Origin of the sequence: Brevundimonas sp. GW460-12-10-14-LB2 (assembly GCF_001636925.1) — a bacterium.
In the GTDB taxonomy this organism is placed as follows: Bacteria; Pseudomonadota; Alphaproteobacteria; order Caulobacterales; family Caulobacteraceae; genus Brevundimonas; species Brevundimonas vesicularis.
In genome coordinates, this window is sequence record NZ_CP015511.1 from 1,893,441 (window position 1) to 1,919,955 (window position 26,515).

A 26,515-nucleotide genomic window follows, 5' to 3' on the forward strand; every position below is an offset into this window, starting at 1 on the left:
CCTCGCTTTCGCGGGGATGAGCGGATGCAAGGGATGCTAAGTCCGCGCCTTCAACATCCGCTGCGCCGCCTTCAGCACCCGCTCCCACGGAAGGTCCATCATATGCTGGATCGCCTGGTTCAGGCGCGGATCCAGTTTCCTGAACTCTTCATAGGTGCGCGGCCCGCGCACGGCCTCGCCTTTCCAGGGTCCGCGCACGGTCTCGTCCGACGGTCCAAACACCGCCACCACCGGCGCGCCTGAGGCCACGGCCAGCTGGGTCCAGATCGAGTCCGCCCCGATGTACAGCACCGACCTCGACAGGGCCGCCACCGTCTGCAGCCGCGTCAGCTTGCCTTGAAGCTCGATCACCCGCGCGCGCGGCACGGCGTAGCGGATCGTGTGCGCCGCCTCGCGGTCGATCTCCTCGCCCACGATCATCAGCCGCCCGCCCGCCAGCGGCCCGTCGTCGGCCAGCAGTTTGGCCGCGACCTTGGCGTAGCGTTCGGCGGGCCAGCGCTTGCCCATCCATTCCACGCCTGGCCCGACCGCCAGGATCGGCCCGTCTCCGCCCGTCGCCGGGATCAGCGCCTCGACCTGGGCCTGCGTCTCGTCCGAGACATAGAGTTTCGGCGCGGGGATCTCGTCCGGCTCAAGCTTCAGCACCGCCGCCGCCGCTTCGACCGCGTGCAGGCCCGGCTGATCCTTGCCTCGCACCGCGCGCTTGTGCCGCCTCAGCTTGCCCGACAGGTCCGAGCCGCGCATGTCCACGACCAGCCCCCATTTGGTCGCCCGCACCTGGTTCCACAGGGCGATCCATTCGAAATGGCCTTCGCGCTCCAGCACGATCAACTTCGTCAGGCGCGGCGTATCGGCGAACAGCGGCGCGCTGGCGGCCGATCCGACGATGGTGAAGGTCGCGTGCGGCAGGCTCTCGACCAGATGCGCCAGCACGCCAGAGGACAGCACGGCGTCCTCGGCGTCCGCCTCGGCGATGTACAGGATGGGAAACCGCCCGATCATCCGTCGACGGATACAGGGATTCTATCTGCGGTTCAGCGCCAAACGCGTGTTTCCACAGGAAGCCCCCATGCGCTACAGCGACGCGCATGAGCCAGACGCCCGACGCCGCCCCGGATTCAGAAGCCGCCGCCGCCCTTGAACGCTTCAAGGCCCAGCGCGTAACGGCCATCTACCGACTGGACCTGATCGCCAAGGGTGCGACGATTTCCTACGAGGACGGCACGCCGATCGACATGGCCTCCGAAAAGGCCCGCCTGGAAGCGGTCGTCGCCGACATGGACCGCCGCATCGCCCGACTGGAGCGTTCAGCCGGGTGAGCCTGCCCCTCCTCCCCGACCGGACCTGCGGCGGTTGCGTCGAATGCTGCCGGGTCATTCCGCTGAACCTGCCGGAACTGGCCAAGCCGACGGGCGAACTGTGCGCCTATTGCGTCGACGGCGCCGGCTGCTCGGTCCACGCGATCCGGCCGAACACCTGCCGTATCTGGTTCTGCCTGTGGCGCGTGGTCGAGCTGTCGGACGACTGGCGACCGGATCGCAGCGGCGTAATCGTCCGCCCCGACGGCGTCGAGGACGGGATCATCACCCTGTATGTTCTGCGCCGCTCCGACTTCCTGGCCTCGCCCGACTTCTTCGTGACCGTCGCCGGCTGGGTCGCGGAAGGGATCGAGGTCGCGCTCAGCATTCCCGGCCCGGTCGGGACCTATCCCGCCCGCGCCGTCGTCACCGACTGGCTGCGACCGGCCATCGAGGACGGCGACCCGGAGGCCTTCTCGGCGCGCGTCCTGATGTCCCTCGACCGGCTGGCCGAGCACGACTTCCAGCCGGACGGCGTCGTCGCGCGATATGCGGTGACAACCCTGGATCGGCCGAAAGCTTAGCCGAAGCTTAAGCCCTTGGCCCTACGGTGAAATCCGTAACGCCGTCGCTGGAAAGGGCACGCCGTCGATGCAGGCCTGGGACGCGCTGAAACGACCGATCTGGATGTTCGATCCGGTCGCCTTGCGCGGCGTCTACGCTAATGCGGCCGCGCTCGACCTCTGGGGCTCCGATAATCTCGACGCCCTTCTGGCGCGCGATTTCAGCAACGTCTCCCCCGCCGTCCTGGCCCGCACCGAGCGCCTGGCGCGCGAGACGGCCAATGGCGAGACCCTGACGGAAGACTGGACCTTCTACCCGCACGGGCGACCGCTGACGGTGTCGGCGGTGATCTCGACCTATCGCCTGACGGACGGCACGTCGGTTCTGCTGTTTGAGGCGGCGCCCATTGCGGTCGAAAACGAGGAGCGTCGCGCGGTGGAGGCGTTGCGCCACACCTCGACGCTGATCACCCTGTTCGACAGCGAGGCCCGCCCGATCTTCTCCAACCCGTCGGCCTTCGCCGCCTACGGCTCGACGGCGCACCCCTTCGAGGCCCGGTTCGCCGAACCCGAGCGCGCCCAGCCCATGCTGGCGACCGCCCTATCGGGGTCAGCGATTTCCGACGTCTGCGAGATCATCACGCGAGAAGGCGTGCGCTGGCACCATCTGGACGTTCGTCCCGTGACGGACCCCGTCACGGGCCATCTCGGCGTCTTGCTGAACGAGATCGATGTGACCGACCGCGTCGAGGCCGAACAGGCCCGCGTCGCCGCCGAGCAGAAGACATCGATGGCCGAGGCCCGGCAGAAGTTCCTGACGGACATGTCGCACGAACTGCGCACGCCGCTGAACGCGGTCATCGGCTTCTCCGATCTGTTGTCCAAGGCCGGCCTGCCCGACGAACAGGCTGATCAGGCCGCCCGCATCAACGGCGCGGGCCAGCGCCTGTTGTCCGTCGTCAACGATATGATCGACCTGTCGGCCGACAACGTTGTTCCCCTGGAGCCTTCAGACACCCCGGCCGAGCCCGCCCCGCCGGCCAATGAGGACGTCCCTGCCCTGCGCGTCCTCTATGTCGACGATCACGACAGTAACCGCGCCCTGGTCATGGCGGTGTTGACGGCCCAGGGCATCGCCTGCGCCACCGCCAATGACGGCGAACAGGGCGTCGAGGCCGCCCGCACCGGCGACTGGGACGTGATCCTGATGGATATCCAGATGCCCGTAATGGACGGCGTCGAGGCGACCCGCGCCATCCGCGCCCTGCCCGGCGTGACAGGCCGCACCCCCATCGTGGCCCTGACCGCCAACACCCTGCCGGAACAGCTGACCCAGTACGAACAGGCCGGCATGGACGACTGCATCGCCAAGCCGATGAACATCGTCGATCTGGTCATGCGCGTCACCGCCTGGGGCGCCAGCGACTGGCGGACCTTCGATCCCCGTTGCGAAGACGCGGCGGCCGCTGTCGCCTAAAATTCGGCGCGGCGTCTTCTGAAGCCACGCCGTCGGCCTTATCTTCTCTCCATGCCAATAGCCCGTCTCGACAGTCGCGCCCTGATCTCCGTCACGGGCGAGGATGCGAAACCCTTTCTGCACAACCTGCTGACCCAGGATGTGGAGACGCTGGTCGACGGGGAACTGCGGTTCGGCGCCCTGTTGTCGCCGCCCGGCCGGCTGCTGTTCGACCTGTTTCTTCTGGGACAGGCTGACGGCGTTCTGCTGGATGTGGCGACAGAACGTCGCGACGCCCTGATCCAGCGCCTGTCGATGTACAAGCTGCGCGCCAAGGTTCAGGTCGCCGCCGACGACCGCCCGGTCTTCGCCGCCTGGCCGGATGCGCCGACCGGCTTCATCCCCGACCCCCGCACGCCCCTGATGGGCGGCCGTCTCTATGGCGAGGCGACTGCGGATGCCTCCGAGGCCGACTACGACGCCTACCGCCTGTCGGTCGGCCTGCCCGATCCGACCGCCGACGCGCCTCAGGACAAGACCTATCCGATCGAGGCCGACTTCGACTTGCTGAACGGCATCGACTTCCAGAAGGGCTGTTTCGTCGGCCAGGAAACGACCTCGCGGATGAAGCGCCGGGGCACGATCAAGAACCGGATGCTGCCGCTGGACTTCGAAGGCCCGCCCCCCGCCTTCGGCGCCGAGGTGCTGAAGGGCGACCTGCGCGCGGGCGAAGTCCTCTCGGGGCAGGACGGTTCGGTCATGGCCCTGCTGCGCATCGACCGCCTCGACGGCGACCTGACCGTGGACGGCCGCCCGGTGCGCTTGCGCAAACCCGCCTGGATGGGCGAGGACGTCCTTCCCTCCTCCAACGCGTGAGTCCCCCCATGAAGATCGCCGATCAGATCGTCCTCGTCACCGGCGGGGCGCGCGGCGTCGGCGCCGCCTGCGTCCGCGCCTTCGCCCATGAAGGCGCTCGCGTCGTCATCAACTGGAGGAACAGCGGCGGGGCCGCGAACGCTTTAGCCGCCGAGATCGGCGAGCGCGCCCTCGCCCTCCAGGCCGACGTGACCGACCGCGCCGCGGTGGACGCCATGGTCGCGGCCGCGCAAAGCCGGTTCGGCGCGCCCGTCAGCACCGTCGTCAACAACGCCCTGGACTACAGCTTCAACGGCGATGCCCGCTCCCAGATGACCGCCATCGGCTGGGACGAGATGGATCGCCAGTTCTCGACCGTCGTGCGCGGCGCCCTGAACCTGGTCCAGGCGACCGCGCCCGGCATGGCCTCCGCCCGGTTCGGCCGCATCGTCAACATCGGCACCAATCTGTTCCAGAATCCGGTCGTGCCCTACCACGACTACACCGCCGCAAAGGCCGCCCTGCTCAGCCTGACCCGCACCGCCGCCGGCGACCTCGGCCCTGACGGCATCACCGTCAACATGGTCTCGGGCGGTCTCCTGCGCACCACTGACGCCAGCGCCGCCACGCCCGAGGCCGTCTTCGACCTGATCGCCGGCATGACGCCGCTGCGCAGCGTCACGACCCCGCAAGAGTTCGCCGACGCGGTCCTCTTCTTCGCCTCCCCCTGGAGCCGCGCGGTAACCGGCCAGAACCTGGTCGTGGACGGCGGATTGGTCCGGGACTGAAGCCCGCGACCTTCCTTCTCCCGTTGGGAGAAGGTGGCTCGCAGGGCCGGATGAGGGTCGGGCGGTAGACCAGTTCGCTTGGACCCGACCCTCACCCTTTCGCGCCAGAACGACGGCTATGGCCGCCGTGCGCTCAAGCCCTCTCCCAATGGGAGAGGGACAAACGGTGCTACCCATCGTATCGCCGCGAAACTTCCACCAACATTTCCGCGACTTGCTTTCCGACAGCGTCAATCAACCAGCGCCCGCCGCCAACGCCCCTACAATACGCGGCTTTACGCCAGAGGCCGCAAACCCTGATCGCATCGACCCGAGCACAGCCTCCGAGATTAGACGAATTAGACACTTTAGACGGTGTTTTTCCTCCGTCGCCCCGAGGCCGAACACCCTTTCCTCAATCGGAACACACTGGCAACTTCAGCCTATGACCGACTCACACGCTTCAGAGGGTCTCGGCGGCCGATGCGGCTGGTGCGGGACCGACCCGCTCTATGTCGCCTATCACGACACCGAATGGGGCGTGCCCGAGCGCGATCCCCGCGCCCTGTGGGAAAAGCTGGTGCTCGACGGCTTCCAGGCTGGCCTTGCCTGGATCACCATCCTCAGAAAACGCGAGGGCATCCGCGACGCCTTCGATGGTTTCGATCCCGAGATCGTCGCCCGCTACGACGAGGCCGACATCGAGCGCCTGCTGAACGATCCCCGCATCATCCGCTCGCGCGCCAAGATCAACGCCGCCATCCGGGGCGCCCAGATCTGGCTTCAGATGCGCGATGACGGCGAGGACTTCTCCGCCTGGCTCTGGTCCTTCGTCGGCGGCGAGCCGATCCAGACCCCCTACGCCGACTATCGCCAGGCCCCGACCCAGACCGAACAGTCGGTCGCCATGGCCAAGGCGCTGAAGAAGCGCGGCTTCAACTTCTGCGGCCCGGTCATTGTCTACGCCTTCATGCAGGCCGTCGGCATGGTCAACGATCACCAGACGACCTGCTTCCGTCACGCCCAGGTTCGTGCGATGGCGAGCCATGGCTAAAGCCCCCGCAAATCCGAAAGCCTTCCCGACCCTCGCGCTGGAAACGGTGCTGATGCAGCGCGTCAACGGTCACGTCTGCGGCGTGGATGAGGCCGGGCGTGGTCCCTGGGCCGGGCCGGTTTCGGCGGCGGCCGTGATACTGAACCCTTACGACCTGCCGCCCGGCGTCGACGATTCCAAGGCCCTGACGGAAAAACGTCGCGCCGCCCTGGAGCCCGAGATCAAGGCCCGCGCCGTCGCCTGGGGCGTCGGCTTCGCCTCGGTGGAGGAGATCGAGGAGCTGAACATCCTGCACGCCACGGGTCTGGCCATGTGCCGCGCCATCGAGGCCTTGCAGGTCCAGCCGGTCGCCGCCCTGGTCGACGGCAACTATCGCTTCAAGCTTCCCTGCGAAATCCAGACGGTCGTCGGCGGCGATGGACTGTCGCTATCCATCGCGGCGGCCTCGATCCTGGCCAAGACCGCGCGGGACCGGTTGATGATCGATTTGGATGCCCAATACCCCGGCTACGGCTTCGCCAGTCATAAGGGCTACAACGCCCCGATCCATCAGAACGCTTTGAAAACCCTCGGCCCTTGCCCCGCTCATCGGCGCAGCTGGTCGCCGATCAAGGCGCTGTTGCAGGAGGCCTGACGCCGTCTCAGATGTGCAGGAAACCGCCCAGCAGCGCGCCCATCAGGGCCGCCACAGCCGCCCCGGCGATCGCCATCATCCAGCGCGGCGGCGGCGCCACCTCGGGCTCGACATCGATCTGCTCGATGGGTTGAGCAGCTTCGACCGACCGCGTGTAACGCGCGGCGTTGTGGGTGAAAGTCGCATCCGCCGTCCGCGGCGCCCACGAGCGCGGCTCGGCTGCCGGACGCGCACGGTAGTCGTCGGGGCGATCGGTCTCGGGGGCGGTGTACGGGTGCGGTTGCATAGTCCCACAACGGCACGCAGCGATTCGCGTTCCGCCCTACCCTCCGTTGTTTTCATTGGTGTCTATGCGGCAACGGGCAGGGAGACCGGGCGCTCGGTCACCACGAACAGGTGCTCGACATTCTTGAGCCGCCCCACCTGCCCGACCTTCTCGCCTTTGGGATTATGGATCCCGATCCGGGCGCCGACATAGCGAGGATGCGCTACCTCCAGCACCTGCACATGCCCCCGCGCCGACAGCATCTCGACCAGGTCGGCGCGGCTCAGATACCCCTCGTCGTTGAAGCTGACGATCAGGTTCGGCGCCTTGACCCGCTCGATCACGGTCCGCAGCGCCGGGCCGATGCCGGGCCGGCTGTTGAAGGCGCTCTTGCGCGTCCTCACGTCCACCCGCTTGTTGGCCACCCCATAGGTCTCGGGCCGGTCCCACAGCACCAGGCTCTCCCAGCAATGGTAGTTCCCCAGATAGGAATGCTGGTTGTAGGGCGGGTCCAGATAAACCAAATCCGCCTCGACCTGTTCGGCGATCTCGACCGCATCGCCCTGCGTCGCGCGGCACGGCCCGTCCACGGCCGGAACCAGATCCGGTGTGCGCAGCTCCAGCGTCTTCAACGCTCTGGGCGCCCACTGCTTCATATAGGCCATCTGAACCCCGGCGGTGGAATCCACCCGATCCGCCGCCTCCATCAGGCTGACGAGGGCGATGGCCTTGAGTTCCGGCTCCAGTCCCATGGCCTCGATCCGGTCGCGCATGGCGTCGATGCGCGCGCCGTTGTCCGGGTGGAAATACCGCGCGTCCTGACAGAACGCCCGGGTGAACCATCCCGCCTCGGGCTTGACTGTCCGCAGCTCGGCCAGCACGGTCTCGACCCGATCGATCCACCGCTCCCGATCCGCCTGAACATAGGTCGTCGCCAGAGCATGGGCGTAGGCGTTCAGGTCGTTCGACCAGACCTGAAACCCTTGCTTCTTCAGGGCGTGTCCGACCCGCGCCGTGCCCGAAAACAGATCGCACACCCGCCCGCCCTGCGGCAGCACCCCCGCCACCGCACCCGTCACATGCCCCAGCAAGGCGCGCTTGGAGCCGATATATTTGATCATGACGCGGCCCGACTCATCGCGGCAGCATAGCGGTTGTCGCAAGGCGCGCGAAGTTGCCCAAACCGTTGGAACCCAACCGCCGCGTCTAGCTTCAAGGCAACGCGCGGTCCATGCTCGATGCGACGACTATGGAGAAGGCGCATGCCCCACAGTAAAACCCATCGGGTCGATCGGATCGGCTGGCTCAGGGCGGCGGTGTTGGGGGCAAATGACGGGCTGGTGTCGACGGCCAGTCTGGTGGTGGGCGTCGCGGCGGCGGCGACCAGTCATGGCGGCACACTAATCGCGGGCGTGGCGGGACTAGCGGCGGGCGCCATGTCGATGGCGGCGGGCGAATATGTCTCGGTCAGTTCGCAGTCCGACACCGAAAAGGCCGATCTGGCGCGCGAGGCGGTCGAACTGGCGGGCGATCATGAGGCGGAGACGCGCGAACTGGCCGGCATCTATGTCGGGCGAGGCGTCGCGCCGGATCTGGCGACCGAGGTGGCGCGTCAGATGATGGCGCATGATGCGCTGGGCGCCCATGCGCGCGACGAGCTGGGTATTTCGGAGATCACCACCGCGCGGCCGATCCAGGCGGCGCTGACCTCGGCGATCACCTTCTCGACCGGAGCCGCCCTGCCTCTGGTCGTCGCCGCTGTCGCGCCGCTGGACACGTTGGCGATCTGGGTCGCGGTTTCCGCCCTGCTGGGACTGGCGGTGCTAGGCGCCCTAGGCGCCCGCGCAGGCGGCGCGCCGATCGGACGATCGGTTTTGCGCGTGGTCTTCTGGGGCGCGCTTGCCATGGCCATCACCGCAGGCGTGGGCCGCCTGTTCCACATCGCCGCCTGATCAGAACCTCGCCGTCAGGGCCAGGCGGGCGGTGAGCGGTCGTTGCGGCGTGCTGATGTCGCCCGAGGCGTAGAAGGGATTGCCGAAGGTGAAGGTGTCGTCGCTGCGGTTGAACAGATTGTCCACCGACGCCCTGATCGCCCAGCGATCGATCTCCACGCCGACGCCCAGCGAACTGGTCAGATAGCCGGCCGAGGCGCCGGCGGAGGTCGGCGACAGGGCGATATCGGTCGGGCCGACATAGCCCAGGCGAAGCTCCGAACGCACCGTCGCATGCGCCAGATGCGCCTCATGCACGACGCCGCCCTGCACGCTGAAATCGGCAACCGCCGGCAGGCGCGTATCGGTCCCGAGCGCGAAACCGGAATCGGGTCGGGTCAACTCGGGATCATTGACGACGGCGTGCGCATCCAGCGTCCACGGCCCGTCCCGCCATTCGACCTCGCCCTCGATGCCGCGATTGCGGCCGTCGCCCAGATTGGCGGTGAAGGGCAGGCCCCGCGCGTCGAACCGGTCCGACTGGATGTTGCGCCAATCGGCGACGAAGACCGCGCTTCGCCCGCGCAGTCGCCCTTCGAACAGGGTGAAGCGCGCGCCCGCCTCGCCGGCGATGATCTCGTCCGGCTTCACGCGTCGCGCGGGCTGCTGATCGCCGCCCGGCACGGCCCCGGCGTTGAAGCCCGGCCCGCGATAACCCTCGGTCGCCAGGGCGTAGAAGACGAAGGGGCCGCGATCGTATTCGATCACCAGACGCGGGGTGATATCGACCAGAGCGTCTTCTCCAGACACCTCCGTCGGATCGCCGTCGGTTTCGCTGCGATGCTCGACCCCTATGCGGAACAGGCGCGCGCCGGCGGTGATCTTCAGGCGGTCGTTCAGCGCATAGGCGGCGTCGCCGAACAGGGCCGCCTCGTCCACATGGTCGCGCCTGCGTTGTCGATAGCCCCCCGGCCGGCCCTGCCCGTCCGAGATCGCGACGGTGCGCGTGTGGGTGTATTCCGAGAAGAACAGTCCGGCGCTCCACTTCAGCCGCGCGCCGAAGTCGCCGTTCAATCGCAACTCATGCACCGCGGCCGACAGGTCGTCGGCCTGGTCCAGCGCCGCTGTTCCCGTAAGCCCGAACAGTCCGGCCCCAGGCGTCGCATCGTAGTGCGCATCAAGGCCGTGCGACTGAACGCTGGATGAGGCCCGCAGCCGCGCCCAGCCCAAATCCCCGTCCACCGAGGCCCAGACGCCGTCAAAATCGTTGCGGCTGGGCTCCATCAGGCTGCGACGACGCGCATAGGGGTCGTCGGCGCCCAGGTTGGCGTACTGGCTGTCGTCAACGTCGATGGTCTGGGCCAGGAAGCCCGCCTTTAAGGTCCAGCCGGGGGTCAGACGCAGCAGCGCCGCCGCCCTCAGCCCCTGCCGATGCATGCCGCCAGTATTGGTCAGGCCGAGGGCCTGATCATCGACGTAGCCCCCGACCGTCTCGTCATAGCCGACGACCCGGACCGCCAGGCGATCGCGCAGGATCGGGGCGTTGATCATCAGCTCGACGGCGTCGCCCGGCGCGCCGCCGGCTGTCAGCGCCCCCTCCGCCGTCACGCGTCCATAGACGCCGTCCAGGTCCGGCGCGCGGCTGACCATCTGAACGACGCCGCCCATCGAACCGGCGCCGTAGAGCGCCCCCTGCGGCCCGCGCAGAACCTCGACCCGTTCGATGTCCGCCAGACGCAACGCCGGATCGGGCGCGTCGTAGGTCAGGCGCACATCGTCGAGATATAGCCCGATCAGGCTTTGCGCCTGTCCCGCAACGGGTCCGTCCGCCAGGCCGCGAATGAAGAGCTTGTCGCGTCCCGGCCCCAGGTTTGTGACCGTCAGGCCGGAGACGCGGGCAGCGACGCCGTCTAGGTCGCTGACCCCGGCCCGTTCCAGCGTCACCCCGTCCAGCGACGACAGGCCATAGGGCGCGCGCGACAGCAGCAGATTGTCCGTGCGTGACGCGGTCACCACGACTTCATCCAGGGTCGTCGGGGTGACGGGCGTGGGCGGCGCTGCGATCGTTCGCGCGACGACAGGCGGCGAGGCGGCGACCCGCACGATCCTGTAGGCGCCGTCGCCGACACGGGTCGCGACACAGTGTGTGCCCAGCATCAGCCTCGACAGGGCGGCATCGACGGAAAGCCTCCCCCTCACTCCGCGCGTGGGGCCGCATCGCTCGGTTCCGGCGGCGTCGATGCTGACGCCCGCCTGCAGACCGAAATCGAGAACGGCGCTCCGCAACGGCTGAGGCGAAACCGACACCTGAAGCGACGAACGCCCTTGGGCCATGCTGATCGACGGCGTGGTCACACCGCAAACGACGACCAGGGCGCAGAGGAAGGCTCGTACCAAAAGGCGACGTCCGAAACAGGTTCAGCGCCGTTCTAGACGAACCCCTTGCGGCCCGCGAGTGGCCTTGATCGGCAGGAACCGTTCCAGCCGGCCGATCACCGCCGCTTCGTCATCAAGCACCAGCGTGCCGGAGAAGCGCAGGTTCGCCGCGTTCGGCGCCACGGTCACCGGCGTGGCGAAGGCGCGGCTGAGGTCAGCGGCGATCTCTCGCAGCGGTCGATCGTCATAGGCCCGTCGCCCCTGGGTCCAGGCGGCGGCGGTGCGGACATCGACGGGGGCCACGGTCATCCGGTCGTCGGCGTCGTCGCGCTGGACCGACTGACCGACCGTCAGACGCACACGGCGCGCGGGCTGGTTCAGGTCGCTAACCTCGACCACGCCCCGCAGCACCGCCACCTGGGTGTCATCGGAGGATCTGCGGATGTTGAAGGCCGTGCCGACCACGCGCACCTGGCTTTCGCCGACATCGATCAGGAAGGGTCGGCCGGCGTCATGCGCGACGTCGAAGGTCGCCTCGGCCTGATCCATGTGCACCAGACGCCGTCCCCGCTCCATCTTCACCGCCAGGGTCGAACCGCCGTTGATCTGAAGCCGCGATCCGTCGTCCAGCGTCACCGTCCGCGTTTCGCCGGGTGCGGTGCTGTAGATCAGGGTCGGGGCGGTTTGCAGCATCGGACCCAGGAAGATCGCCGCGGCGAGGGCCGCAGCCATCGCCGGGACCGCCACCATCCACCGCCGCCCCAGGTCCCTGCGCCGCTCGCGGTGCATCGACAGGTCGATGACCGGCGCCGGCTGAACGTCGGACAGGTGGCCCGACGCCGCCCACAGCCCCTCGGCCTCGTCGAAGGCGCGCCGATGGGCCGGGTCTTGATCGAGCCAGGCCGTGGCCGCGTCGATGTCCGCGATCGTCACGTCATCGGCGCGCAGACGCACGACCCAGGCGGCGGCCTGGGCGGCGATCTCCTCGTCCTTGATGACGTCGTCCTGGGTCATGATCCGGTCCGGGCCCGAGCGGGCTTTGGGGAAGAGACGACGCGGTCGCGCCGCATCCTCAATGAAAAATGGCTAAATCCGGTCGTCATGGCCAACCGACCCGCAGCAGCAGTGCCTTCAGCGAGGCGGAAACGTATTTCTCGACCGCGCTGCGCGAGACGCCCATCCGCTCGGCGACCTCGGCCTGGCTGAGCCCGGCCATCTTGTGCAGACGGAAGGCCTCTGCGGCCTTGGGCGGCATCCGATCAATCGCGGCGACCACCTTTTCCAGCTTCAAGCGGGCCCACACGGCGTCCTCTGCCGACGGCGCATCTTGGGCTTCGGCCGCATCATCGATAGCGGAAGCGCGCCGCCATTCCAGATCGCGCGCGCCCGCACGACGCTGCGCCTTGGACGCATCCAGGGCCAGATTGGCGGCGATCCGATAGAGGAAGGCCTGTGGGTGGCGGACCTCGGCGGCGGCCTCCTCGGTCATGGATTGCAGCCGCACCCAGACATCCTGCGCCAGATCTTCGGCCGCAGCCGACGATCCCGTGCGCGCCGTCAGAAAGCGCACCAGGGCCGGGCGGCTGTCCAGCCACGCGTCCGCCAGGGCTTGCCGCGCCGCTCGGCTCTGGTCGTGCTGAGGGGGACCGGAAGAGGCGTTCACCACCCCATCGTGGGTTGCTGCGCCCTCTGCCGCAACCGCGATTGCGACGGCGAAAGATTTTTTTGTGGGGGTCGCCGCACCGCGTCGTCTCTGGCCCGAAGTCCCCTGGTCCGAGGCCCGCATGCTTCCACTCCGCCTGCCCGAAGACGCCCATCCGGTTCGGCCGCGCGCGCGCCGCACGCTGTCGTCGCGCATTATCCGGTTCGACGACCCTTGCCGAGGCGAACGTCGCCGCGTGGAGCAGTTCATTGAGGCGGCCTATGCCGAGGCCTATGGCGGCCAGATCCAGGCCCATTTCCCAACCCTGATGAGCGTTCAGGATGAGGCGGGCGTCATCTACGCCGCCGTCGGCTTCCGGCATGCCGCCGAGGCGCCTCTGTATCTTGAGCAGTATCTGGACGCCTCTGTCGAAGCGGTGCTGCGCCAAGCCATCGGCGCCGTCATCGACCGCGCGCAGGTGGTCGAAATCGGCAGCCTGGCCTCCAGCGGACAGGGGGCAACCGTCTTCCTGTTCGCCGCCATGGCCCATCATCTGCAGTCCGAAGGTTTGAGGTTCGCCGTCGCCACCGCGACCGACGAACTGCGCCGCATCTTTCACAAGGCTGGTCTGGGCGCGCTTCAACTTGCGCGCGCCGATCCGCGCCGCCTCGACGACGGCGGCGGCAGCTGGGGCGCCTATTATCAGACCGATCCGGTGGTGCTGGCCGGCTCGATCGACGCGGCGACCGCGCCGCTGGATCACTTCTCCGAAACGGCGCCGGTCGGACGGGCCGTCCGCACCCGCCTGCACTACGAGGATCGCTCATGAGCGCCGTTCTGGACGCCCTGTCGCGTCGCGCCCGCACCACGCCTGATGATCTGGTGATCCAGTGGGCCGAAGGTTCGCTGACCGCGGCCGAACTCCTGGCGCAGGTCGGTCAGCTCGCGGCCGCCCTGGCCGACGACCGGTCTCCGGTCGGAGTCCTGCTCGACAACGGGCCGGCCTGGGTCGTCGTCGATCTGGCGCTGATCCTCGCCCAGCGACCGAGCGTGCCGATCCCGCCCTTCTTCACGGCCGCTCAACGCGATCATGCCCTCGCCGACGCTGGCGCGGGGCTGCTGATCACGCCAGGCGCTCCGGGCGAACTGACGGCGGGCGGCGCGCCCATCCGGCTGACGCCGACAGGGTTGGCGGTGCGCGATCTGCATCCCGGCACGGCCAAGATCACCTACACCTCCGGCTCGACCGGCGCGCCCAAAGGCGTCTGCCTGTCGCAGGATCAGATGGAGGCGGTCGCCGCCTCTCTGGTTCAGGTTCTGGGTCGGGACCGCGCCGGGCTGCATCTGCCGGTGCTTCCATTGGCGGTGCTGCTGGAGAATGTCGCCGGCCTCTATGCGACGCTTCTGGCCGGCGGCCGCTATCACGCGGCGAGCCTGGCCGAGGCCGGGATGGGCGAGGCCTTCCGCCCCGACTTTGCGCGCCTGCTGACAACCGTTGTCCAGACCGGCGCCACGACCCTGATCCTGGTTCCCGAACTGCTGCGCGGCCTGATCGCCGCCCAAGGCGCGATGCGGCTGGATCATCGGCTGGAGATGATCGCGGTCGGCGGCGCACGCGTTTCCCCGGCCCTGCTGGAGGCCGCCGCCAACGCCGGCCTGCCCGTGGTCGAGGGCTATGGCCTCAGCGAATGCGCCTCGGTCGTGGCGCTCAACAGTCCGGACGACGGCCGCCCCGGCACGGTCGGCCGACCCCTGCCTCACCTTGAAGTCCATCTGGCCGACGACAGCGAAATCCTGGTCTCGCCCCATCCCTTCCTTGGCTACGTCGGCCAGGCGCCCGCGCCGGAGCGCCTGCACACAGGCGACATCGGCCGCTTCGACGCCCATGGACGGCTCAGCATCGAAGGCCGCAAGGCCAACACCCTGATCACCGCCTTCGGCCGCAATGTCGCGCCCGAATGGGTCGAGAGCGAGCTTCTGGCCGAACCCCAGATCCTTCAGGCCATGGCGATGGGCGAGGCGCAGGCGTCGTTGTCGGCCCTGATCGTGGCGACGCCCGGCGCCGACCCTGCCCAGATCGAAGCCGCCGTCGCGCGCGCCAACGCCCGCCTGCCCGATTACGCCCGCATCGGCGACTGGCGTCTGGTTCCGCCCTTCGATCCCGCCGCTGGTCAGGTCACGGCCAACGGTCGTCCGCGTCGCGAGACCCTGCTGCGCACCTACGCCCCTCCCCCTCGCAAGCCGCCTGAGAGTTCGCATGTCGTTTTTTGAAACCCTGGTCGCCGCGACCGCAACCGAGCGGGCCGCCTTCGCCGCCATCCCTCAGATCAGGGACGGTCTGGCCGGCCGAATCAGCCGCGACACCTACGTCGCCTATCTGGCCCAGGCCTATCACCACGTCCGCCACACCGTGCCGTTGATGCAGGCCGCCCGAACGCGGCTGGACGATGACCACGCCGTCTTCAAGGCCGCGCTCGACGACTATATCGCCGAGGAAACCGGCCATGAGCAGTGGATACTGAACGACATCCGCGCCGCCGGCGGCGACCCCGATCAGACCGTGCATAACGGCCCGAACGTCGCGACCGAACTGATGGTGGCCTATGCCTATGACACCATTCAGCGCGTCAATCCGATGGCCTTCTTCGGCATGGTCTATGTGCTGGAAGGCACCAGCATCCAGCTGGCCAGCGTCGGGGCAGAGGCCGTGCAACAGAGCCTCGGCCTGCCGCCCGCCGCCTTCACCTATCTGATCTCTCATGGGGCTCTGGATCAGGATCACATCCTGTTCCTCAAGCAACTGCTGGACGGGGTGTCGGACGCCAACGACCGCGCCGCCATCGTCCACATGGCCAAGGTGATGTTCGGCCTGTTCGGCGGGGTCTTCGCCTCCATCCCCCACATCGCAGCGCGGGAGACGGTCGATGCAGTTTGAGGATCGCAACATCTTGGTCACCGGCGGCTCCGGCGCCTTGGGGCGTCGTGTGGTCGAGCGGATCGAGCGCGAGGGCGGTCGTGTCACGATCGTCGCCCGTGCGCCGGTTACGGGCCATCACACCCTGGTAGGCGATCTATCGACCCCGCAGGGCCTCGACCGGGTCGCTGAACAGGCCGGCGGCCGCGTCTGGGACATTCTGATCAATATCGCCGGCATCCAGCATTTCGGCCCGCTGGAACAGCAGACGCCCGAGCACCTGCTGGCGACCTATATGGTCAATCTGGTCGCGCCGGCGCGTCTGGCCCAGGCCGTCCTGCCCGGCATGAAGGCGCGCAAACACGGCCAGATCGCCAACGTCGGCTCCATTTTCGGCTCGATCAACTTCGCCCACTTCGCCAGCTATTCCAGCGCCAAGGCCGGGATGCGGGCGCTCAGCCAATCGCTGCGTCGCGAGCTGGCCGGCACAGGCGTCGGCGTCACCTATGTCGCGCCCCGCGCGGTAGCTACGCCGTTCAATTCCGCCAAGGTCGATGAATATGCGCGCCTGACCGGCATGGCCGTAGACGATCCGGACGCGATCGCCGACCGCATCGTCGCCGCCATCCGCTCAGATCGCCGCGACGTCTATCTCGGCTTCCCCGAGAGCCTGTTCGTCCGCCTCAACGCTCTGGCGCCCGGCCTGATCGACGGGGCCCTGAAATCCAACGACCTGAAAGCCCGCGCCCTGTTCGCCGGCTGAACTACAAAAAGGAGAGAAACGCCATGAAGACCGCTCTGTTCGCCCTGGCCCTGATGGCCGCCCCCCTGACGGTCGCCTCCGTCGCCCATGCCGACGCCTGCGACGACCGCGCGCGCGGTCTCCAGCAGTCGTGGGACCATGTGAATTTCGAGGTCCCGCAAGGCGTTCGAATCGCGGAAATGGCGCGGCTGAACACCCAGGCCGACGCCGTCGTGGCCCAATGCCCCAACCGCGCCGAACCTCTGGTCTGGAACGCCATCATCACCGCATCGGAAGCGGGATTGAAGGGCGGCATCGGCGCCCTGGGCCTCGTGCGTGAGGCGCGCACCGAACTTGAACAGGCCGAGCGGATCAATCCGCGCGCGCTGAACGGCTCGGTCTATGTCAGCCTCGGTTCGCTCTACGCCCAGGTGCCGGGCGCCCCGATCGGTTTCGGCAACCGCCAGCGCGCCCGCGACTACCTCCAGCGCGGTCTGGCCATGGCGCCCAACGACATCGACGCCAACTTCTTCATGGGCGATCTGCTGGTGCGTGAACACGATTGGAACGGCGCCGCCCGCTACCTGCAGAAGGCCATCGACGCCCCCGCTCGCCCCGGCCGTGCCGTCGCCGACCGCGGTCGCAAGGCCGAGGCCCGCGCCCTGCTCGTCCGCGCCCAGCAGCATCACTGAACAGATCCATCATGAGCCCTGTTCCCCCCGCCCTGTCGCTCGACGTCGTTCAACGCCGTCGCAAATGGTTCGCCGGTCTGGTTCTGCTGGCCCTCATCGTCCTGACCGCCAGCGTCCGCTCGGTCGCCGCCCTCGACGGCGAATGGCATGAAGGCGTCGAAGGCTTGGGCCTGGCCGCCATCATCGTCGCCATCGTCGGTCGCGCCTGGTGCTCGCTCTATATCGGCGGACGCAAAAAGGCCGAGATCGTCGATCGCGGCCCCTATTCCATCACGCGCAACCCGCTCTATGTCTTCAGCTTCATCGGCGCTTTCGGCGTCGGCGCCCAGACCGGCAGCGTGACGATCGGCGCCATCTTCGCCGTGGCGACCTTCCTGGTCTTTCTGCGCACGGTCGGCCGCGAAGAGGCCTGGCTGGCCGAACATTTCGGCGCGCCCTATGCCGCCTATTGCGCTCGCACGCCGCGCTTCCTGCCCAATCCCGCCCGCTGGCGCGACGCCGACGAACTGACCATCCGTCCCGCCTTCTTCGTCCGCACCCTGCGCGACGGCCTGGTTTTCCTCGCCGCCATCCCCGTCATGGAAGGCATCGAGCACCTGCAGTCATCAGGATTGATCGGCTTTCCGATCAGCCTGTTCTAGCCCTAACCGTCGCGCCATTCGCTGAGCATTTGGCCGTCGGCGTCTTCGAAGGCGACGCGATCGAATTGCGCCGCGCCGATGCAGACCGGCCGTTGATCAGGGGCTGCCGTACGACAGTGGATGGCGCGGCCGTCGGCGAAGGTGGTCATCCGGCCTTCCAGCACGAGACGATAGCCCTGTGCTGATGGCGCAGGCGGCTGGCCATCCTCGCCGCGCAGGGTGAACTCATAGGCACGGCCGTTTCGACGGCCGGTCCGCGCGCCGTTCGGCTTGAATACGGCGGCCAGCCCCGAAGTTTGAGGCGAGGCCTGGCTTGAAGGCGAGGCGCCGGGCGCAATCGCCGGGCAGGCCTCGGTGCGCAGCCACGGCCGTTCCAGCCAGAACCCCTCGACCGCCTCCAAGCCGCTGTCGTCGCGTCCAATCAGACCGGACTGCAGCCAATCCGCCGGCGCCAGGCTGAACTTCAAGGTCCGGCGGTCTTTCGCCCAAGCCACTGTCGCCAGTCCGTCCGCCGCTGTTTCGGCAGCTTCATCAGGCTCACCGCACCCAAAAGCCTGGCGGACGACAAAGCGTCGCCCGGCCAGAGACGCGCCCCCGACCTCGCGCCCTGCGGCGAAGGCCGAGGCGGCGATGTCCGTGGCCTCAAGCAGGCCGGCGCGATCCAGCACCGGCGCAGGCGCAACGGTCACCACCGGCGGCGTTTCGGATTTTTGGGCCGGAGCAGGCGCAGGCTGCGGCTCACGCTGGCAAGCGGCGAGCGCCAGCAGGGACGCCGCAAGCGCGACTATCGAAGACCGAGGCGACGCAATCGTTTCGAGCATGGAACCACTCTAACACGCGAACCGCTGAGGTGGATGCGCTGACCCGAAAAGGTTGACGCGAACGATGGGGGACGGTCTGCACAGCATCATGACTTTCGACCAGATCGCCGCCCTTGCCGTGCTCGTCGCCGTCGTGGGCGTCCTGATCCATGGCAAGATGCGGGCCGACGTCGTCGCCTTGACCGGCGCCGCCGTCCTTCTGCTGTTGGGCGTCGTGCGGCCGGTCGAGGTGCAGGGCGCCTTCGCCAGTCCCGCCGTCATCGCTTTGGCAGGCCTGTTCGTCATCGCCTACGCCATTGAACTGTCCGGCCTCTTGGGCTGGTTGATCCGACAGGCGACGCAGCTTTCCGCCCGGATCGGCGCCCGGGGCATCTGGATCGTCATCGGCCTGTGCGGTTCGGTCGGCGGCTTTCTGAACAACACCCCTGTGGTGGTCTTGGCCGCGCCGGTGATCCGCGACGTGGCCCAATCGCTGCGCTTGTCGCCCAAACGCTTTCTGATGCCGCTCAGCCACGTCACGGTCATGGGCGGTCTGCTGACGCTGATCGGCACCTCGACCAACCTGCTGGTCAACGACATGGCCCGCAACGCCGGCCAGCCGGTCTTCGGCCTGTTCGAGATCACCCCCGTGGGTCTGGCCATCGCGGTCGTCGGCGGCCTGTGGCTCTATTTCGTGGGTGCGCGCCAGCTGGGTCGATCGGTCGCCAGGGATGAGGCGGAAACCGCGCGCCTGGCGGAAATGGAAGAGGCGCGTCGCCGCGCAGAGGCCGAGGCCATCAATCGTCGCAAGCGCCTGCTGCCGTTCGGCCTGCCGCGCCTGGGCGGATCACGAAACCAGGTCGATGGATCGGGCGATGCGCATCTTGGCGACGTTGAACTGTATGGCGCCGCCGATCGTCCGCTGCGGCTGAGGCCGGCTGCGATCTCGCTTGGCGTGTTTGTCCTGGTGATCTTGTCGGCGGCGCTGGGGTGGGCGCCGATCGCCGCCTCGGCCTTCGCCGGAGCCGTCGGCTTGATCCTGTTGCGCGTCATTACGCCCGAAGAGGCCTATGCCGGACTGCGCCCTGAAATCCTTTTGCTGATCGCCGGCATGGTCGTGGTCGGCACGGCCATTGAGGTCACGGGGCTGGCGTCCGCCGGCGCAGATCGTCTGATCGGCGTGATCCGGCCCCTGGGGCCGCTGAGCGCCTTAATCGTACTTTACGGCGTGACGCTGTTCGCCACCGAACTGCTGTCCAACGCCACTGTCGCGGTTTTGATTACCCCCATCGCCGTGGCCCTGGCCGAAAGTCTCGGCGTGGACCCCCGCCCCTTTTTGGTGTGCGTCATGATGGCGGCCTCGGCCGCCTTCGCCACCCCATTCGGCTATCAGACCAATGTGCTGGTCTTCAACATGGGCGGCTATAGCTACATGGACTTCGTCCGCGTCGGCCTGCCTTTGAACCTGATCACCTGGATCGCCGCCATGGTCGCCATCCCGATCTTCTTCCCGTTCTGATCGAGTGGCAATCGTAGTGGTGCGGGCGGCCGGGCTTGAACCGGCAAGGACTTTCGTCCGGCAGATTTTAAGTCTGCTGCGTCTACCAGTTTCGCCACGCCCGCAGCCCGGTCTGGCCCGGTCCGGCTCCTATAGACGGAACCGGGCTGGGTCTCCAAGTCGTCAGCGTGTCGGGGTCGCCGGCGTGGTCGCGGGCTTCATTGCCCGAAAGTCCACGTCCGAATCGGCGATCAGCCACAGCAAGCCCGCCCAGGCGGCGACGTTCTGGTTCAGCTGCGCCGGGTCGATCTTGTCCAGCGTGTCGTTGGCGGTGTGGTGCAGGTCGAAATAGCGAGTTCCGTCCTGAGCCAGACCGAAGAAGGGCACGCCCAGCGGGCCCATCGGTCCGACGTCGACGCCGCCTTCGGTTTCGACGCGATCCGAGGCCAGGACGCCGATCGGGTAGAGGACGCGGGTCGCGGCCTTCTGGAAGTCCGAGCCTTGCGCGCCGGCGGGCAGGCGCAGGGCATAGACGCGGTCGGCGCCGAAATCGCTCTCGCCGGCGATGATGTGCTTGTCCAGCGTTGCGCCCTGGCCGCGCGCGTAGACGCCGCCGCCGTTGCCGGTCTGGGCGGTCGGCTGGGCCACTTCTTCCGAACCGTAGAAGATGACGCGCAGGGTGCGGGCCGGGCGGCGGCCGCTGTCCGCGATGGCCTTGGCGGCGGCGACGGTGATGGCGCCCCCTGCCCCGTCGTCGATGGCGCCGGTGCCCAGGTCCCAGCTATCCATGTGGGAGCCCAGCACGATGATCTCGTCGGGGCGCGTGGCGCCCGGCAGATCGCCGATCACATTCTGACTGGTGGTGCGATAGGTGCGGGCGGTCGAGGTAAGGCGCATGCGCACCGGCTGGCGCAGGGCAACCAGGCGGCTGACCTGATCGGCGTCGGGCGCGGCCAGGGCGAAGGCGGGAATGGTCGGCTTGCCGTCGACATAGCGGGTGGTGCCGGTGTGCGGCATCCGGTCCTCGTCAGAGCCCACCGAACGCATGACGAAGGCCGCCGCGCCCTTGGCCGCCGCCACGCCGGGGCCGGCGCCGCGCACGCGGGTCTGAGGACCATAGCCGGAACCGTCCTGCATCGGGTGCATCTGGCCCAGATCGACATAGACGATCTTGCCGCGGACGGCGGCCTCGGGCGCGGCCTGCAGGTCTTCGAAGGTCGAGAAGCGCACGATCTCCGCCTCGACGCCGCCCCTCGGCGTGGCCGGCGAGTGGCCCAGAGCCGCAGCGACCAGGGCCTGGGCGTTGTCGCCGACGATGGCGGCCGAGCTTTCGCCCCGCTCCCAGCCAACCAGCGGGAACTCTTCGATGCGGACGTTCTGGAAGCCGTTGGCGCGCAGATAGTCGGCGGCCCAGGCGGCGGCCTGCTGCTCGGAGCGCGAACCCGCCGGGCGCGCGCCGAACCGCGTCGTCAGTTGGGTGACATAGTCCATGGCGATGTTCGAGCGCATCGCGGCGTCGCGCACCACGATCGCCTGCTGCACCGTCGCCGCATCCTGAGCATGGGCCGCGGGGGTAAACGCGACAAGACCCAAGGCGACGGCGCTGGCGGTCAGCAGACGGATGGACATAAGCAGGCTCCGGACTCAGATGAGAGCCGGACCCTAGGTAGGTTCAGTCGTTCTGGAAATAGGGTTCGACCGGACCCTGCAGTTTCACGGTCAGGGCCTTGCCCTTGCGATCCACGCGGTTGCCGAGCGCCAGACGCACCCAGCCTTCGGACACGCAATATTCCTCGACATTGGTCTTTTCTTCGCCCTTGAAGCGAATACCGACGCCGCGTTGCAGGACTTCGGCGTCGTGATGCGGGCTGGACGGGTCGACCGAAAGGCGATCGGGAGGCGTGTCGGACATGGCGTTGGTCGGGCTCAGATCTCGGGAAGGCGCGGTGATAGACGCGCTGGCGCGCCCTGCCAATCCGAAACCGGGTTCGAAGACTTAAGGCAGCAGGTGATAGTGCTGGGCGACGGCGGCCATCATCACGGTTCCGCCCGCCGGAACGGCGAGTATGATGGCCCTGCGCATGCGGTGCGCCACGTAAAGCAGTTCGCCGATCATGGCGCGGATCCTCGATGTCATCGCTCTCTGACGGAGCGTTCGAAGATCATTGGTCGGACAGAGCCCGCTGTCGAGACGAAACGTCAGCGTTTAGATCACACTTAAGGTTACTGCACAGTTTGACGCGGCTGAGCGTTGGGCGCTGCTGACGGCTGATAGGCCTGCGGGCCGGTCGCAGCGGGAGCCGCCGCAGGCGTGGCGGCGGGACGACGCGCCGGGGTCGCGGCCGGGCGAGCCGCCGGTCGCGCAGCGGGACGGTTGGCGGCCGGGCGCGGCGTCGTACGGGTCGTTGGGGCGGCCGCGGGCTGAGCCGTCGGCGTCGCAGGCGGGGTCGTCGCGGCTGGCGCAGCAGCGGCAGGCGTAGCGGCCGGAGGCGGTGTGGCCTCGGCGGCGGCGGCGCGAGCAGCCATCTGCTGGGCCTGGAACCGGGCGGCGAGCTTTTCGGTCAGTTCCTTGGCTTGCGGCGCGCTCATCTGGGCCATGATGGCGGCCAGAGTGCGCGGACGCATGGCGGCGGCCACCGGCAGGCGCACCCGGTCCTCCAACGCGGCCATGACCGGGGCGGCCTCCTTGGGACGCATGGCGGAATAGACCTGAACCAGACGATCGATCTCGGCCTTCTCGCGCTCGTCGACCTGGCCGAGCATCTGTTTCATCTCGGCCTTCAAGGCTTCCAGCGCCTTGACCTTGGCGTCCAGCTTCTGCTCGGCGGCGACCATCAGCGGCAGGGTGGTGGCGAAGTCCTGATCCCGTGCATCCAGCGCTGCGCGGCGCTGCGACAACGACTGAATGATCTTCAGCTCGGCCGGCGAAATCCCGGCCTGCTGGGCCAGCTGTTCGGGAGACAAGGCGGAACAGGTTCCGGGCAGAGCCGGCTTGGGCGGCGCGCCGGCCGAAGCGGGAACCGCCTCCTCGGCCCAGGCCCTGGCCCCGTCGAACAGGCCCGGCGCGACGCCGACGGCGCGCACGGCGACGACCCCGCCGATGGCGATGGCGATCAGGGGCAGGATGCGGGGAAGGCGGGCCATGAAATGGGGTTCCGAACTCAGGCGGCGAACAGGTCGTCGTCGAGATTACGACGCGCGGCGTTGAGGCTTTGTTTGGCGGAATGGTTAGCGGAGCGTCCGGCCGTCAGGGCCTGAACGATGGCGGCGACATTGTCGCGCCCGGCGGGCGCAGCCGCTTCATTGCGACGGTTCGAAGAGGGACTGGCCAGTCCCTGGATGCGTTGCGCCAGAGCGGCCATGCGCTCAGCCCGCTCCTCGTCTTCGGTTGCGGCCGGCGCCGGAGCCAGGGCGGCCGGGGGTGCGCGACGGGCGGGTTCTTCCTCGACGATCCGCGCCGGCGCCATGGCCGGCGCGCGGGCGATCAGGGTCTCCAGCTGGGCCTTGACCTCACGCGCCTTGATAATCCGGTCGTGCAGCAGATCCGTTTCCTGACCAGAGGCCCGAAGGGTGGCGAGCGCATTTTCGGCGCGGCCGGCGGCGGCGTTCAGTTCGGTGACGGCCTGAGCGAAGGCCAGCTGTCCGGCGCGCAGGGCGGCCAGCTTGCGTTCCAGCTTGATGCCGTAACCGACCGCCGCGATCAGCAGCACCATCAGCACGCCGTCCATAATCATTCCGGCCATCAGATGTTCACTCCCAGGCGGGCGGCGACTTCCGGATTGACCGGCCCTTCGACGCGTATGGCGATGTGCTGTCCCTTGCGACCCATGCGGCCGGTGGTCAGCGGAATGGAGCCGGCGCGGATCGAAACCTCGGAATCCGGCGTGGCGTTCAGCATCATCGTGTCGCCGACCTTGAGGTTCAGCACGCTGGACAGAGGCATTTGCTGTTCGTCCAGGACCGCGCGGACTTCGGTTTCGGTCGTCCAGATCTCGGTGGCCAAGTGGCCTTCCCAGATGTTGTCGCGGCCGAACTTCTCACCCATGAACTGCTGCAGCAGCATCTTGCGGATCGGCTCCAGCGTCGCATAGGGCAGCAGCAGCTCGATACGGCCGCCGCGATCCTCCATGTCGATCCGCAGCTTGATCAGGATGGCGGCGTTGGCGGGACGCGCGATGGCGGCGAAGCGCGGGTTGGTCTCCAGCCGGTCCAGGTTGAAGTGAACCGGGGTCAGGGGCTCGAACGCCTGGCGGGCGTCGTTCAGCACGACCTCGACCATCCGCTGCACCAGCACCCGCTCGATGGTGGTGTAGGGCCGGCCTTCGATGCGCAGCGCCGCCGTGCCGCGACGACCGCCCAGCAGCACATCGACGATCGAATAGATCAGGTTGGAATCGACCGTCAGCAGACCGTAGTTGTCCAGCTCTTCGGCGCGAAACACCGCCAGGATGGCCGGCAGCGGGATCGAGTTCAGATAATCGCCGAACCGGATGGAGGAGATATTGTCTAGGCTGACTTCGACGTTGTCGGAGGTGAAGTTGCGAAGGCTGGTCGTCATCAGACGCACCAGGCGGTCGAACACGATCTCCAACATCGGCAGACGCTCGTAGCTGACGAGCGCGGAGTTGATGATGGCGCGTATGCCCGAGCGTTCGGAACCGTCGTCGTCGCCCAGGTCGAAGCCCAGCAGGCTATCGATCTCATCCTGGTTCAGGACGCGTTCGGACAGGGCGTCGCCGGGATCGCCCAGACCGCCGAACGGATCGAGTTGCGCCGCGTCGGTCATGCCTATTGCACCAGCATTTCTTCGATCAGCACGGCGTCGACCTTGCCCGGGGCGGCGATCAGATTGACGCGGCGCAGGATTTCGGCGCGCAGCTGATAGGTGCCGGCCGAGCCGCTGAGGTCCTCGGGGCGCAGTTCGCGCACGAACCCGGTGAACATGTCCTGCAGACGCGGCATCTCTTCCTGCAGGTGGGTCGCCACCTCGGCGTCGTGCATCTCCAGCGTCAGCTTCAGTTTCAGAAAAGTCGGACGGCCGTCGGGCGACTGAATGTTCATGACCATGTCGGGCAGGGTGTAGAAGGTGACGCCATCCGGCCCCGCGGCGATGACGCCGAGCGCAGGATCGGCCTCGCCTTCCTTGCCGCCGCCGTGACCGCCGCCTTCCTTCTTCTCTTCCTTGCCCTCGGCCTTCTTGTCGGCCTTCTCTTCTCCGTGGCCGGCTTCAGCCTCGGCGCCGTGCGCTTCGGCGGGCTTGGGCTTCAGCATGAAGAAGGCCGCTGCTCCCCCGCCGCCCAGCACCAGCAAGGCGACCGGCGCAATGATGAACAGCAGCGGGATTTTCTTCTTCTTGGGCGCGGCTGCGTCACCGTCGGCGGCCTCGCCTTCGGTCACGGCCGGCAGGTTGGCGTCGGCGTCGGCCGCAGGCGCACCCTTCTTCTTGCCGAACTTGAACATGCGCGCGCCCCGGAGACTCTCTCATCGCGAGGATCGTCCGGTTTGGTTAACGCGACGTTTACAATGGGCAGGATTTGCCGGGTCGAAAGCGGCCTGATCCTGCTCAAACCCGCATTCCGCCTGAATTAACTCTGTTGGCACGGTCGTTGCGAGAGGCTGAGGCGAAGGAGCACGCCTCTCGTGGAAAACGCCGCCTATATCGGACTGTCACGCCAGATGACGCTGCGTCGCGAACTGGACATCGTGGCCAACAACGTCGCCAACGCCAACACCACCGGCTTCAAGGTCGAGCAGCTGATGCTCGGAACCGAGATCGGCCAGCGGGCGCGCAACGACTCGATCCGCCCGTCGGCCAGCTTCGTGCTGGACAACGGCGTCGGCCGCGACTTCGGCCAGGGTTCGATGCAGCAGACCGGCCGCTCGCTGGACTTCGCCATTTCCGGCGAGGGCGCCTTCTTCACCGTGCGTGACGGCGCCAACGGCGAGGCCTACACCCGCGACGGCGCCTTCACCCTGGACCCGGAGGGGCGTTTGACCACCAAACAGGGTCAGGCCGTCCTTGGCGGCGGCGCGGAGATCGTGCTGGACCCTGCGCTCGGCGCGCCCAGCGTCGGCGCCGACGGCACCATCACCCAGAACGGACAGGTCACCGGCCGGCTGTCGGTCGTGCGTTTCGATACGCTCGGCGTGCTCGAAAAGGGCGGTGACAGCCTCTACCGCAACAAGTCCAACGCCCAGCCGATCGAGGCCGCCGACGCCCAGGTCCATCAGGGCTCGCTGGAGTCGTCCAACGTCAATCCGTTGATCGAAATCACCAATCTCGTCGAAATCAGCCGCGCCTACGAGAGCGTGTCGCGCATGATCGACAACACCAACGACCTGAGCCGTCGCGCCGTCGAGCGCCTCGGCAAGGCCGCTTAAGGGAGC

The 26,515-nt window shown here is 67.9% G+C and carries 29 protein-coding genes and 1 tRNA gene; 16 read left to right on the forward strand and 14 right to left on the reverse strand.

Translation table 11 applies throughout. The features are described 5' to 3' along the window. Positions 1–36 precede the first annotated feature (36 nt). Complete coding sequence (locus A4249_RS09475) at positions 37–1,002, reverse strand: glycosyltransferase family 9 protein (RefSeq protein ID WP_066552204.1); 966 nt, start codon at positions 1,000–1,002, stop codon at positions 37–39. Positions 1,003–1,088: 86 nt separating this feature from the next. Here A4249_RS09475 and A4249_RS09480 point away from each other — a divergent pair, with 86 nt between their 5' ends. The 7 genes from A4249_RS09480 (at position 1,089) to A4249_RS09510 (ending at position 6,627) form a co-directional block, all read left to right on the forward strand. Next, positions 1,089–1,319: a hypothetical protein gene (locus A4249_RS09480; protein WP_066552205.1), complete on the forward strand. Its 231-nt coding sequence runs from the start codon at positions 1,089–1,091 to the stop codon at positions 1,317–1,319. Then, a complete protein-coding gene (locus A4249_RS09485; RefSeq protein WP_066552206.1) occupies positions 1,316–1,882 on the forward strand; it encodes a hypothetical protein in 567 nt (188 codons plus the stop codon). The genes A4249_RS09480 and A4249_RS09485 overlap by 4 nt, the downstream gene beginning before the upstream one ends. Before the next feature lie 67 nt (positions 1,883–1,949). After that, positions 1,950–3,338 carry a hybrid sensor histidine kinase/response regulator gene (locus A4249_RS09490; protein ID WP_066552207.1) on the forward strand — a complete coding sequence of 463 codons (1,389 nt, stop codon included), beginning with the start codon at positions 1,950–1,952 and terminating at the stop codon, positions 3,336–3,338. A 51-nt stretch (positions 3,339–3,389) separates the two neighbouring features. Beyond that, positions 3,390–4,193 (forward strand): CAF17-like 4Fe-4S cluster assembly/insertion protein YgfZ, encoded by an 804-nt coding sequence (ygfZ, locus tag A4249_RS09495; protein WP_066552209.1) that lies wholly within the window; start codon positions 3,390–3,392, stop codon positions 4,191–4,193. 8 nt (positions 4,194–4,201) lie between these two features. Next, positions 4,202–4,960 (forward strand): 3-oxoacyl-ACP reductase, encoded by a 759-nt coding sequence (locus A4249_RS09500; RefSeq protein WP_066552211.1) that lies wholly within the window; start codon positions 4,202–4,204, stop codon positions 4,958–4,960. A gap of 424 nt (positions 4,961–5,384) precedes the next feature. Beyond that, the gene (locus tag A4249_RS09505) at positions 5,385–5,993 is read left to right on the forward strand and encodes a DNA-3-methyladenine glycosylase I (RefSeq protein WP_066552213.1); all 609 of its coding nucleotides are present in this window, start codon (positions 5,385–5,387) and stop codon (positions 5,991–5,993) included. Next, the gene (locus A4249_RS09510) at positions 5,986–6,627 is read left to right on the forward strand and encodes a ribonuclease HII (protein WP_066552215.1); all 642 of its coding nucleotides are present in this window, start codon (positions 5,986–5,988) and stop codon (positions 6,625–6,627) included. Before A4249_RS09505 ends, A4249_RS09510 begins: the two co-directional genes overlap by 8 nt. A 7-nt stretch (positions 6,628–6,634) precedes the next feature. On the opposite strand, the gene A4249_RS09515 is transcribed toward A4249_RS09510, so the two are convergent. Further along, positions 6,635–6,913, reverse strand: a complete 279-nt coding sequence (locus A4249_RS09515) for a hypothetical protein (protein ID WP_066552217.1) — start codon at positions 6,911–6,913, stop codon at positions 6,635–6,637. Between the two features lie 62 nt (positions 6,914–6,975). Next, the gene (locus A4249_RS09520) at positions 6,976–8,013 is read right to left on the reverse strand and encodes a DNA adenine methylase (protein ID WP_066552219.1); all 1,038 of its coding nucleotides are present in this window, start codon (positions 8,011–8,013) and stop codon (positions 6,976–6,978) included. A 141-nt stretch (positions 8,014–8,154) separates the two neighbouring features. Between A4249_RS09520 and A4249_RS09525 the strand changes: the two genes are divergently transcribed. Further along, positions 8,155–8,844 (forward strand): VIT1/CCC1 transporter family protein, encoded by a 690-nt coding sequence (locus A4249_RS09525; RefSeq protein ID WP_066552221.1) that lies wholly within the window; start codon positions 8,155–8,157, stop codon positions 8,842–8,844. On the opposite strand, the gene A4249_RS09530 is transcribed toward A4249_RS09525, so the two are convergent. From A4249_RS09530 to A4249_RS09540, 3 genes are all read right to left on the reverse strand, one after another. Continuing rightward, positions 8,845–11,220, reverse strand: a complete 2,376-nt coding sequence (locus A4249_RS09530) for a TonB-dependent receptor (RefSeq protein ID WP_156494688.1) — start codon at positions 11,218–11,220, stop codon at positions 8,845–8,847. Between the two features lie 21 nt (positions 11,221–11,241). Further along, complete coding sequence (locus A4249_RS09535) at positions 11,242–12,213, reverse strand: FecR family protein (RefSeq protein WP_066552229.1); 972 nt, start codon at positions 12,211–12,213, stop codon at positions 11,242–11,244. Positions 12,214–12,298: 85 nt separating this feature from the next. Continuing rightward, positions 12,299–12,862, reverse strand: coding sequence for an RNA polymerase sigma factor (locus tag A4249_RS09540; protein WP_231868684.1), 564 nt, complete (start codon positions 12,860–12,862; stop codon positions 12,299–12,301). A gap of 121 nt (positions 12,863–12,983) precedes the next feature. Between A4249_RS09540 and A4249_RS09545 the strand changes: the two genes are divergently transcribed. Genes A4249_RS09545 through A4249_RS09570 form a run of 6 tightly spaced genes read left to right on the forward strand, consistent with a single transcriptional unit; the run spans position 12,984 to position 17,830 of the window. Further along, a complete protein-coding gene (locus tag A4249_RS09545) occupies positions 12,984–13,670 on the forward strand; it encodes a thermostable hemolysin (protein WP_066552231.1) in 687 nt (228 codons plus the stop codon). Then, positions 13,667–15,112, forward strand: coding sequence for an AMP-binding protein (locus tag A4249_RS09550; protein WP_066552233.1), 1,446 nt, complete (start codon positions 13,667–13,669; stop codon positions 15,110–15,112). Before A4249_RS09545 ends, A4249_RS09550 begins: the two co-directional genes overlap by 4 nt. Next, positions 15,099–15,776, forward strand: coding sequence for a TenA family transcriptional regulator (locus A4249_RS09555; RefSeq protein ID WP_066552235.1), 678 nt, complete (start codon positions 15,099–15,101; stop codon positions 15,774–15,776). Before A4249_RS09550 ends, A4249_RS09555 begins: the two co-directional genes overlap by 14 nt. Next, positions 15,766–16,518, forward strand: a complete 753-nt coding sequence (locus A4249_RS09560) for an SDR family NAD(P)-dependent oxidoreductase (RefSeq protein ID WP_066552237.1) — start codon at positions 15,766–15,768, stop codon at positions 16,516–16,518. Before A4249_RS09555 ends, A4249_RS09560 begins: the two co-directional genes overlap by 11 nt. 23 nt (positions 16,519–16,541) lie before the next feature. Continuing rightward, entirely contained in the window at positions 16,542–17,189 is a 648-nt protein-coding gene (locus tag A4249_RS09565; RefSeq protein WP_066552239.1) for a tetratricopeptide repeat protein, read from the forward strand. 11 nt (positions 17,190–17,200) lie between these two features. Beyond that, positions 17,201–17,830 (forward strand): methyltransferase family protein, encoded by a 630-nt coding sequence (locus A4249_RS09570; RefSeq protein WP_066552241.1) that lies wholly within the window; start codon positions 17,201–17,203, stop codon positions 17,828–17,830. 2 nt (positions 17,831–17,832) lie between these two features. Here A4249_RS09570 and A4249_RS09575 read toward each other — a convergent pair whose 3' ends face one another. Continuing rightward, positions 17,833–18,651 (reverse strand): hypothetical protein, encoded by an 819-nt coding sequence (locus A4249_RS09575; RefSeq protein ID WP_066552242.1) that lies wholly within the window; start codon positions 18,649–18,651, stop codon positions 17,833–17,835. Between the two features lie 88 nt (positions 18,652–18,739). Here A4249_RS09575 and A4249_RS09580 point away from each other — a divergent pair, with 88 nt between their 5' ends. Next, on the forward strand, positions 18,740–20,149 hold the full coding sequence (locus A4249_RS09580) for an SLC13 family permease (RefSeq protein ID WP_066555003.1): 1,410 nt from the start codon (positions 18,740–18,742) through the stop codon (positions 20,147–20,149). A gap of 17 nt (positions 20,150–20,166) precedes the next feature. Here the strand turns inward: A4249_RS09580 and A4249_RS09585 are convergent. The 7 genes from A4249_RS09585 to A4249_RS09615 form a co-directional block, all read right to left on the reverse strand. Beyond that, positions 20,167–20,253: transfer RNA gene (locus A4249_RS09585), tRNA-Leu, on the reverse strand. 58 nt (positions 20,254–20,311) lie between these two features. Next, a complete protein-coding gene (locus tag A4249_RS09590) occupies positions 20,312–21,757 on the reverse strand; it encodes a M20/M25/M40 family metallo-hydrolase (protein ID WP_082854118.1) in 1,446 nt (481 codons plus the stop codon). A 43-nt stretch (positions 21,758–21,800) separates the two neighbouring features. Continuing rightward, on the reverse strand, positions 21,801–22,040 hold the full coding sequence (locus A4249_RS09595) for a DUF3297 family protein (RefSeq protein WP_045810378.1): 240 nt from the start codon (positions 22,038–22,040) through the stop codon (positions 21,801–21,803). A 311-nt stretch (positions 22,041–22,351) separates the two neighbouring features. Continuing rightward, positions 22,352–23,272, reverse strand: coding sequence for a MotE family protein (locus A4249_RS09600; protein WP_066552246.1), 921 nt, complete (start codon positions 23,270–23,272; stop codon positions 22,352–22,354). Positions 23,273–23,289: 17 nt separating this feature from the next. Further along, a complete protein-coding gene (locus A4249_RS09605; protein ID WP_066552248.1) occupies positions 23,290–23,871 on the reverse strand; it encodes a DUF6468 domain-containing protein in 582 nt (193 codons plus the stop codon). Beyond that, positions 23,871–24,914: a flagellar motor switch protein FliM gene (gene fliM, locus A4249_RS09610; protein WP_055803902.1), complete on the reverse strand. Its 1,044-nt coding sequence runs from the start codon at positions 24,912–24,914 to the stop codon at positions 23,871–23,873. Before fliM ends, A4249_RS09605 begins: the two co-directional genes overlap by 1 nt. 2 nt (positions 24,915–24,916) lie before the next feature. Next, a complete protein-coding gene (locus tag A4249_RS09615; RefSeq protein ID WP_066552250.1) occupies positions 24,917–25,588 on the reverse strand; it encodes a flagellar basal body-associated FliL family protein in 672 nt (223 codons plus the stop codon). Positions 25,589–25,768: 180 nt separating this feature from the next. Here A4249_RS09615 and flgF point away from each other — a divergent pair, with 180 nt between their 5' ends. Beyond that, positions 25,769–26,509 carry a flagellar basal-body rod protein FlgF gene (gene flgF, locus A4249_RS09620; RefSeq protein ID WP_039246954.1) on the forward strand — a complete coding sequence of 247 codons (741 nt, stop codon included), beginning with the start codon at positions 25,769–25,771 and terminating at the stop codon, positions 26,507–26,509. Positions 26,510–26,515: the final 6 nt, after the last annotated feature.

Coding starts and splice junctions, on each gene's coding strand:
- A4249_RS09525 (WP_066552221.1), top strand. CDS start 8,155: ATGCCCCACAGTAAAACCCATCGGGTCGATCGGATCGGCTGGCTCAGG.
- A4249_RS09480 (WP_066552205.1), top strand. CDS start 1,089: ATGAGCCAGACGCCCGACGCCGCCCCGGATTCAGAAGCCGCCGCCGCC.
- A4249_RS09570 (WP_066552241.1), top strand. CDS start 17,201: ATGAGCCCTGTTCCCCCCGCCCTGTCGCTCGACGTCGTTCAACGCCGT.
- A4249_RS09580 (WP_066555003.1), top strand. CDS start 18,740: ATGACTTTCGACCAGATCGCCGCCCTTGCCGTGCTCGTCGCCGTCGTG.
- A4249_RS09535 (WP_066552229.1), bottom strand. CDS start 12,213: ATGACCCAGGACGACGTCATCAAGGACGAGGAGATCGCCGCCCAGGCC.
- A4249_RS09490 (WP_066552207.1), top strand. CDS start 1,950: ATGCAGGCCTGGGACGCGCTGAAACGACCGATCTGGATGTTCGATCCG.
- A4249_RS09555 (WP_066552235.1), top strand. CDS start 15,099: ATGTCGTTTTTTGAAACCCTGGTCGCCGCGACCGCAACCGAGCGGGCC.
- A4249_RS09510 (WP_066552215.1), top strand. CDS start 5,986: ATGGCTAAAGCCCCCGCAAATCCGAAAGCCTTCCCGACCCTCGCGCTG.
- A4249_RS09505 (WP_066552213.1), top strand. CDS start 5,385: ATGACCGACTCACACGCTTCAGAGGGTCTCGGCGGCCGATGCGGCTGG.
- A4249_RS09560 (WP_066552237.1), top strand. CDS start 15,766: ATGCAGTTTGAGGATCGCAACATCTTGGTCACCGGCGGCTCCGGCGCC.
- A4249_RS09475 (WP_066552204.1), bottom strand. CDS start 1,002: ATGATCGGGCGGTTTCCCATCCTGTACATCGCCGAGGCGGACGCCGAG.
- A4249_RS09500 (WP_066552211.1), top strand. CDS start 4,202: ATGAAGATCGCCGATCAGATCGTCCTCGTCACCGGCGGGGCGCGCGGC.
- A4249_RS09520 (WP_066552219.1), bottom strand. CDS start 8,013: ATGATCAAATATATCGGCTCCAAGCGCGCCTTGCTGGGGCATGTGACG.
- A4249_RS09550 (WP_066552233.1), top strand. CDS start 13,667: ATGAGCGCCGTTCTGGACGCCCTGTCGCGTCGCGCCCGCACCACGCCT.
- A4249_RS09590 (WP_082854118.1), bottom strand. CDS start 21,757: ATGTCCATCCGTCTGCTGACCGCCAGCGCCGTCGCCTTGGGTCTTGTC.
- A4249_RS09545 (WP_066552231.1), top strand. CDS start 12,984: ATGCTTCCACTCCGCCTGCCCGAAGACGCCCATCCGGTTCGGCCGCGC.
- fliM (WP_055803902.1), bottom strand. CDS start 24,914: ATGACCGACGCGGCGCAACTCGATCCGTTCGGCGGTCTGGGCGATCCC.
- A4249_RS09595 (WP_045810378.1), bottom strand. CDS start 22,040: ATGTCCGACACGCCTCCCGATCGCCTTTCGGTCGACCCGTCCAGCCCG.
- A4249_RS09600 (WP_066552246.1), bottom strand. CDS start 23,272: ATGGCCCGCCTTCCCCGCATCCTGCCCCTGATCGCCATCGCCATCGGC.
- A4249_RS09515 (WP_066552217.1), bottom strand. CDS start 6,913: ATGCAACCGCACCCGTACACCGCCCCCGAGACCGATCGCCCCGACGAC.
- A4249_RS09575 (WP_066552242.1), bottom strand. CDS start 18,651: ATGCTCGAAACGATTGCGTCGCCTCGGTCTTCGATAGTCGCGCTTGCG.
- ygfZ (WP_066552209.1), top strand. CDS start 3,390: ATGCCAATAGCCCGTCTCGACAGTCGCGCCCTGATCTCCGTCACGGGC.
- A4249_RS09615 (WP_066552250.1), bottom strand. CDS start 25,588: ATGTTCAAGTTCGGCAAGAAGAAGGGTGCGCCTGCGGCCGACGCCGAC.
- A4249_RS09605 (WP_066552248.1), bottom strand. CDS start 23,871: ATGGCCGGAATGATTATGGACGGCGTGCTGATGGTGCTGCTGATCGCG.
- A4249_RS09565 (WP_066552239.1), top strand. CDS start 16,542: ATGAAGACCGCTCTGTTCGCCCTGGCCCTGATGGCCGCCCCCCTGACG.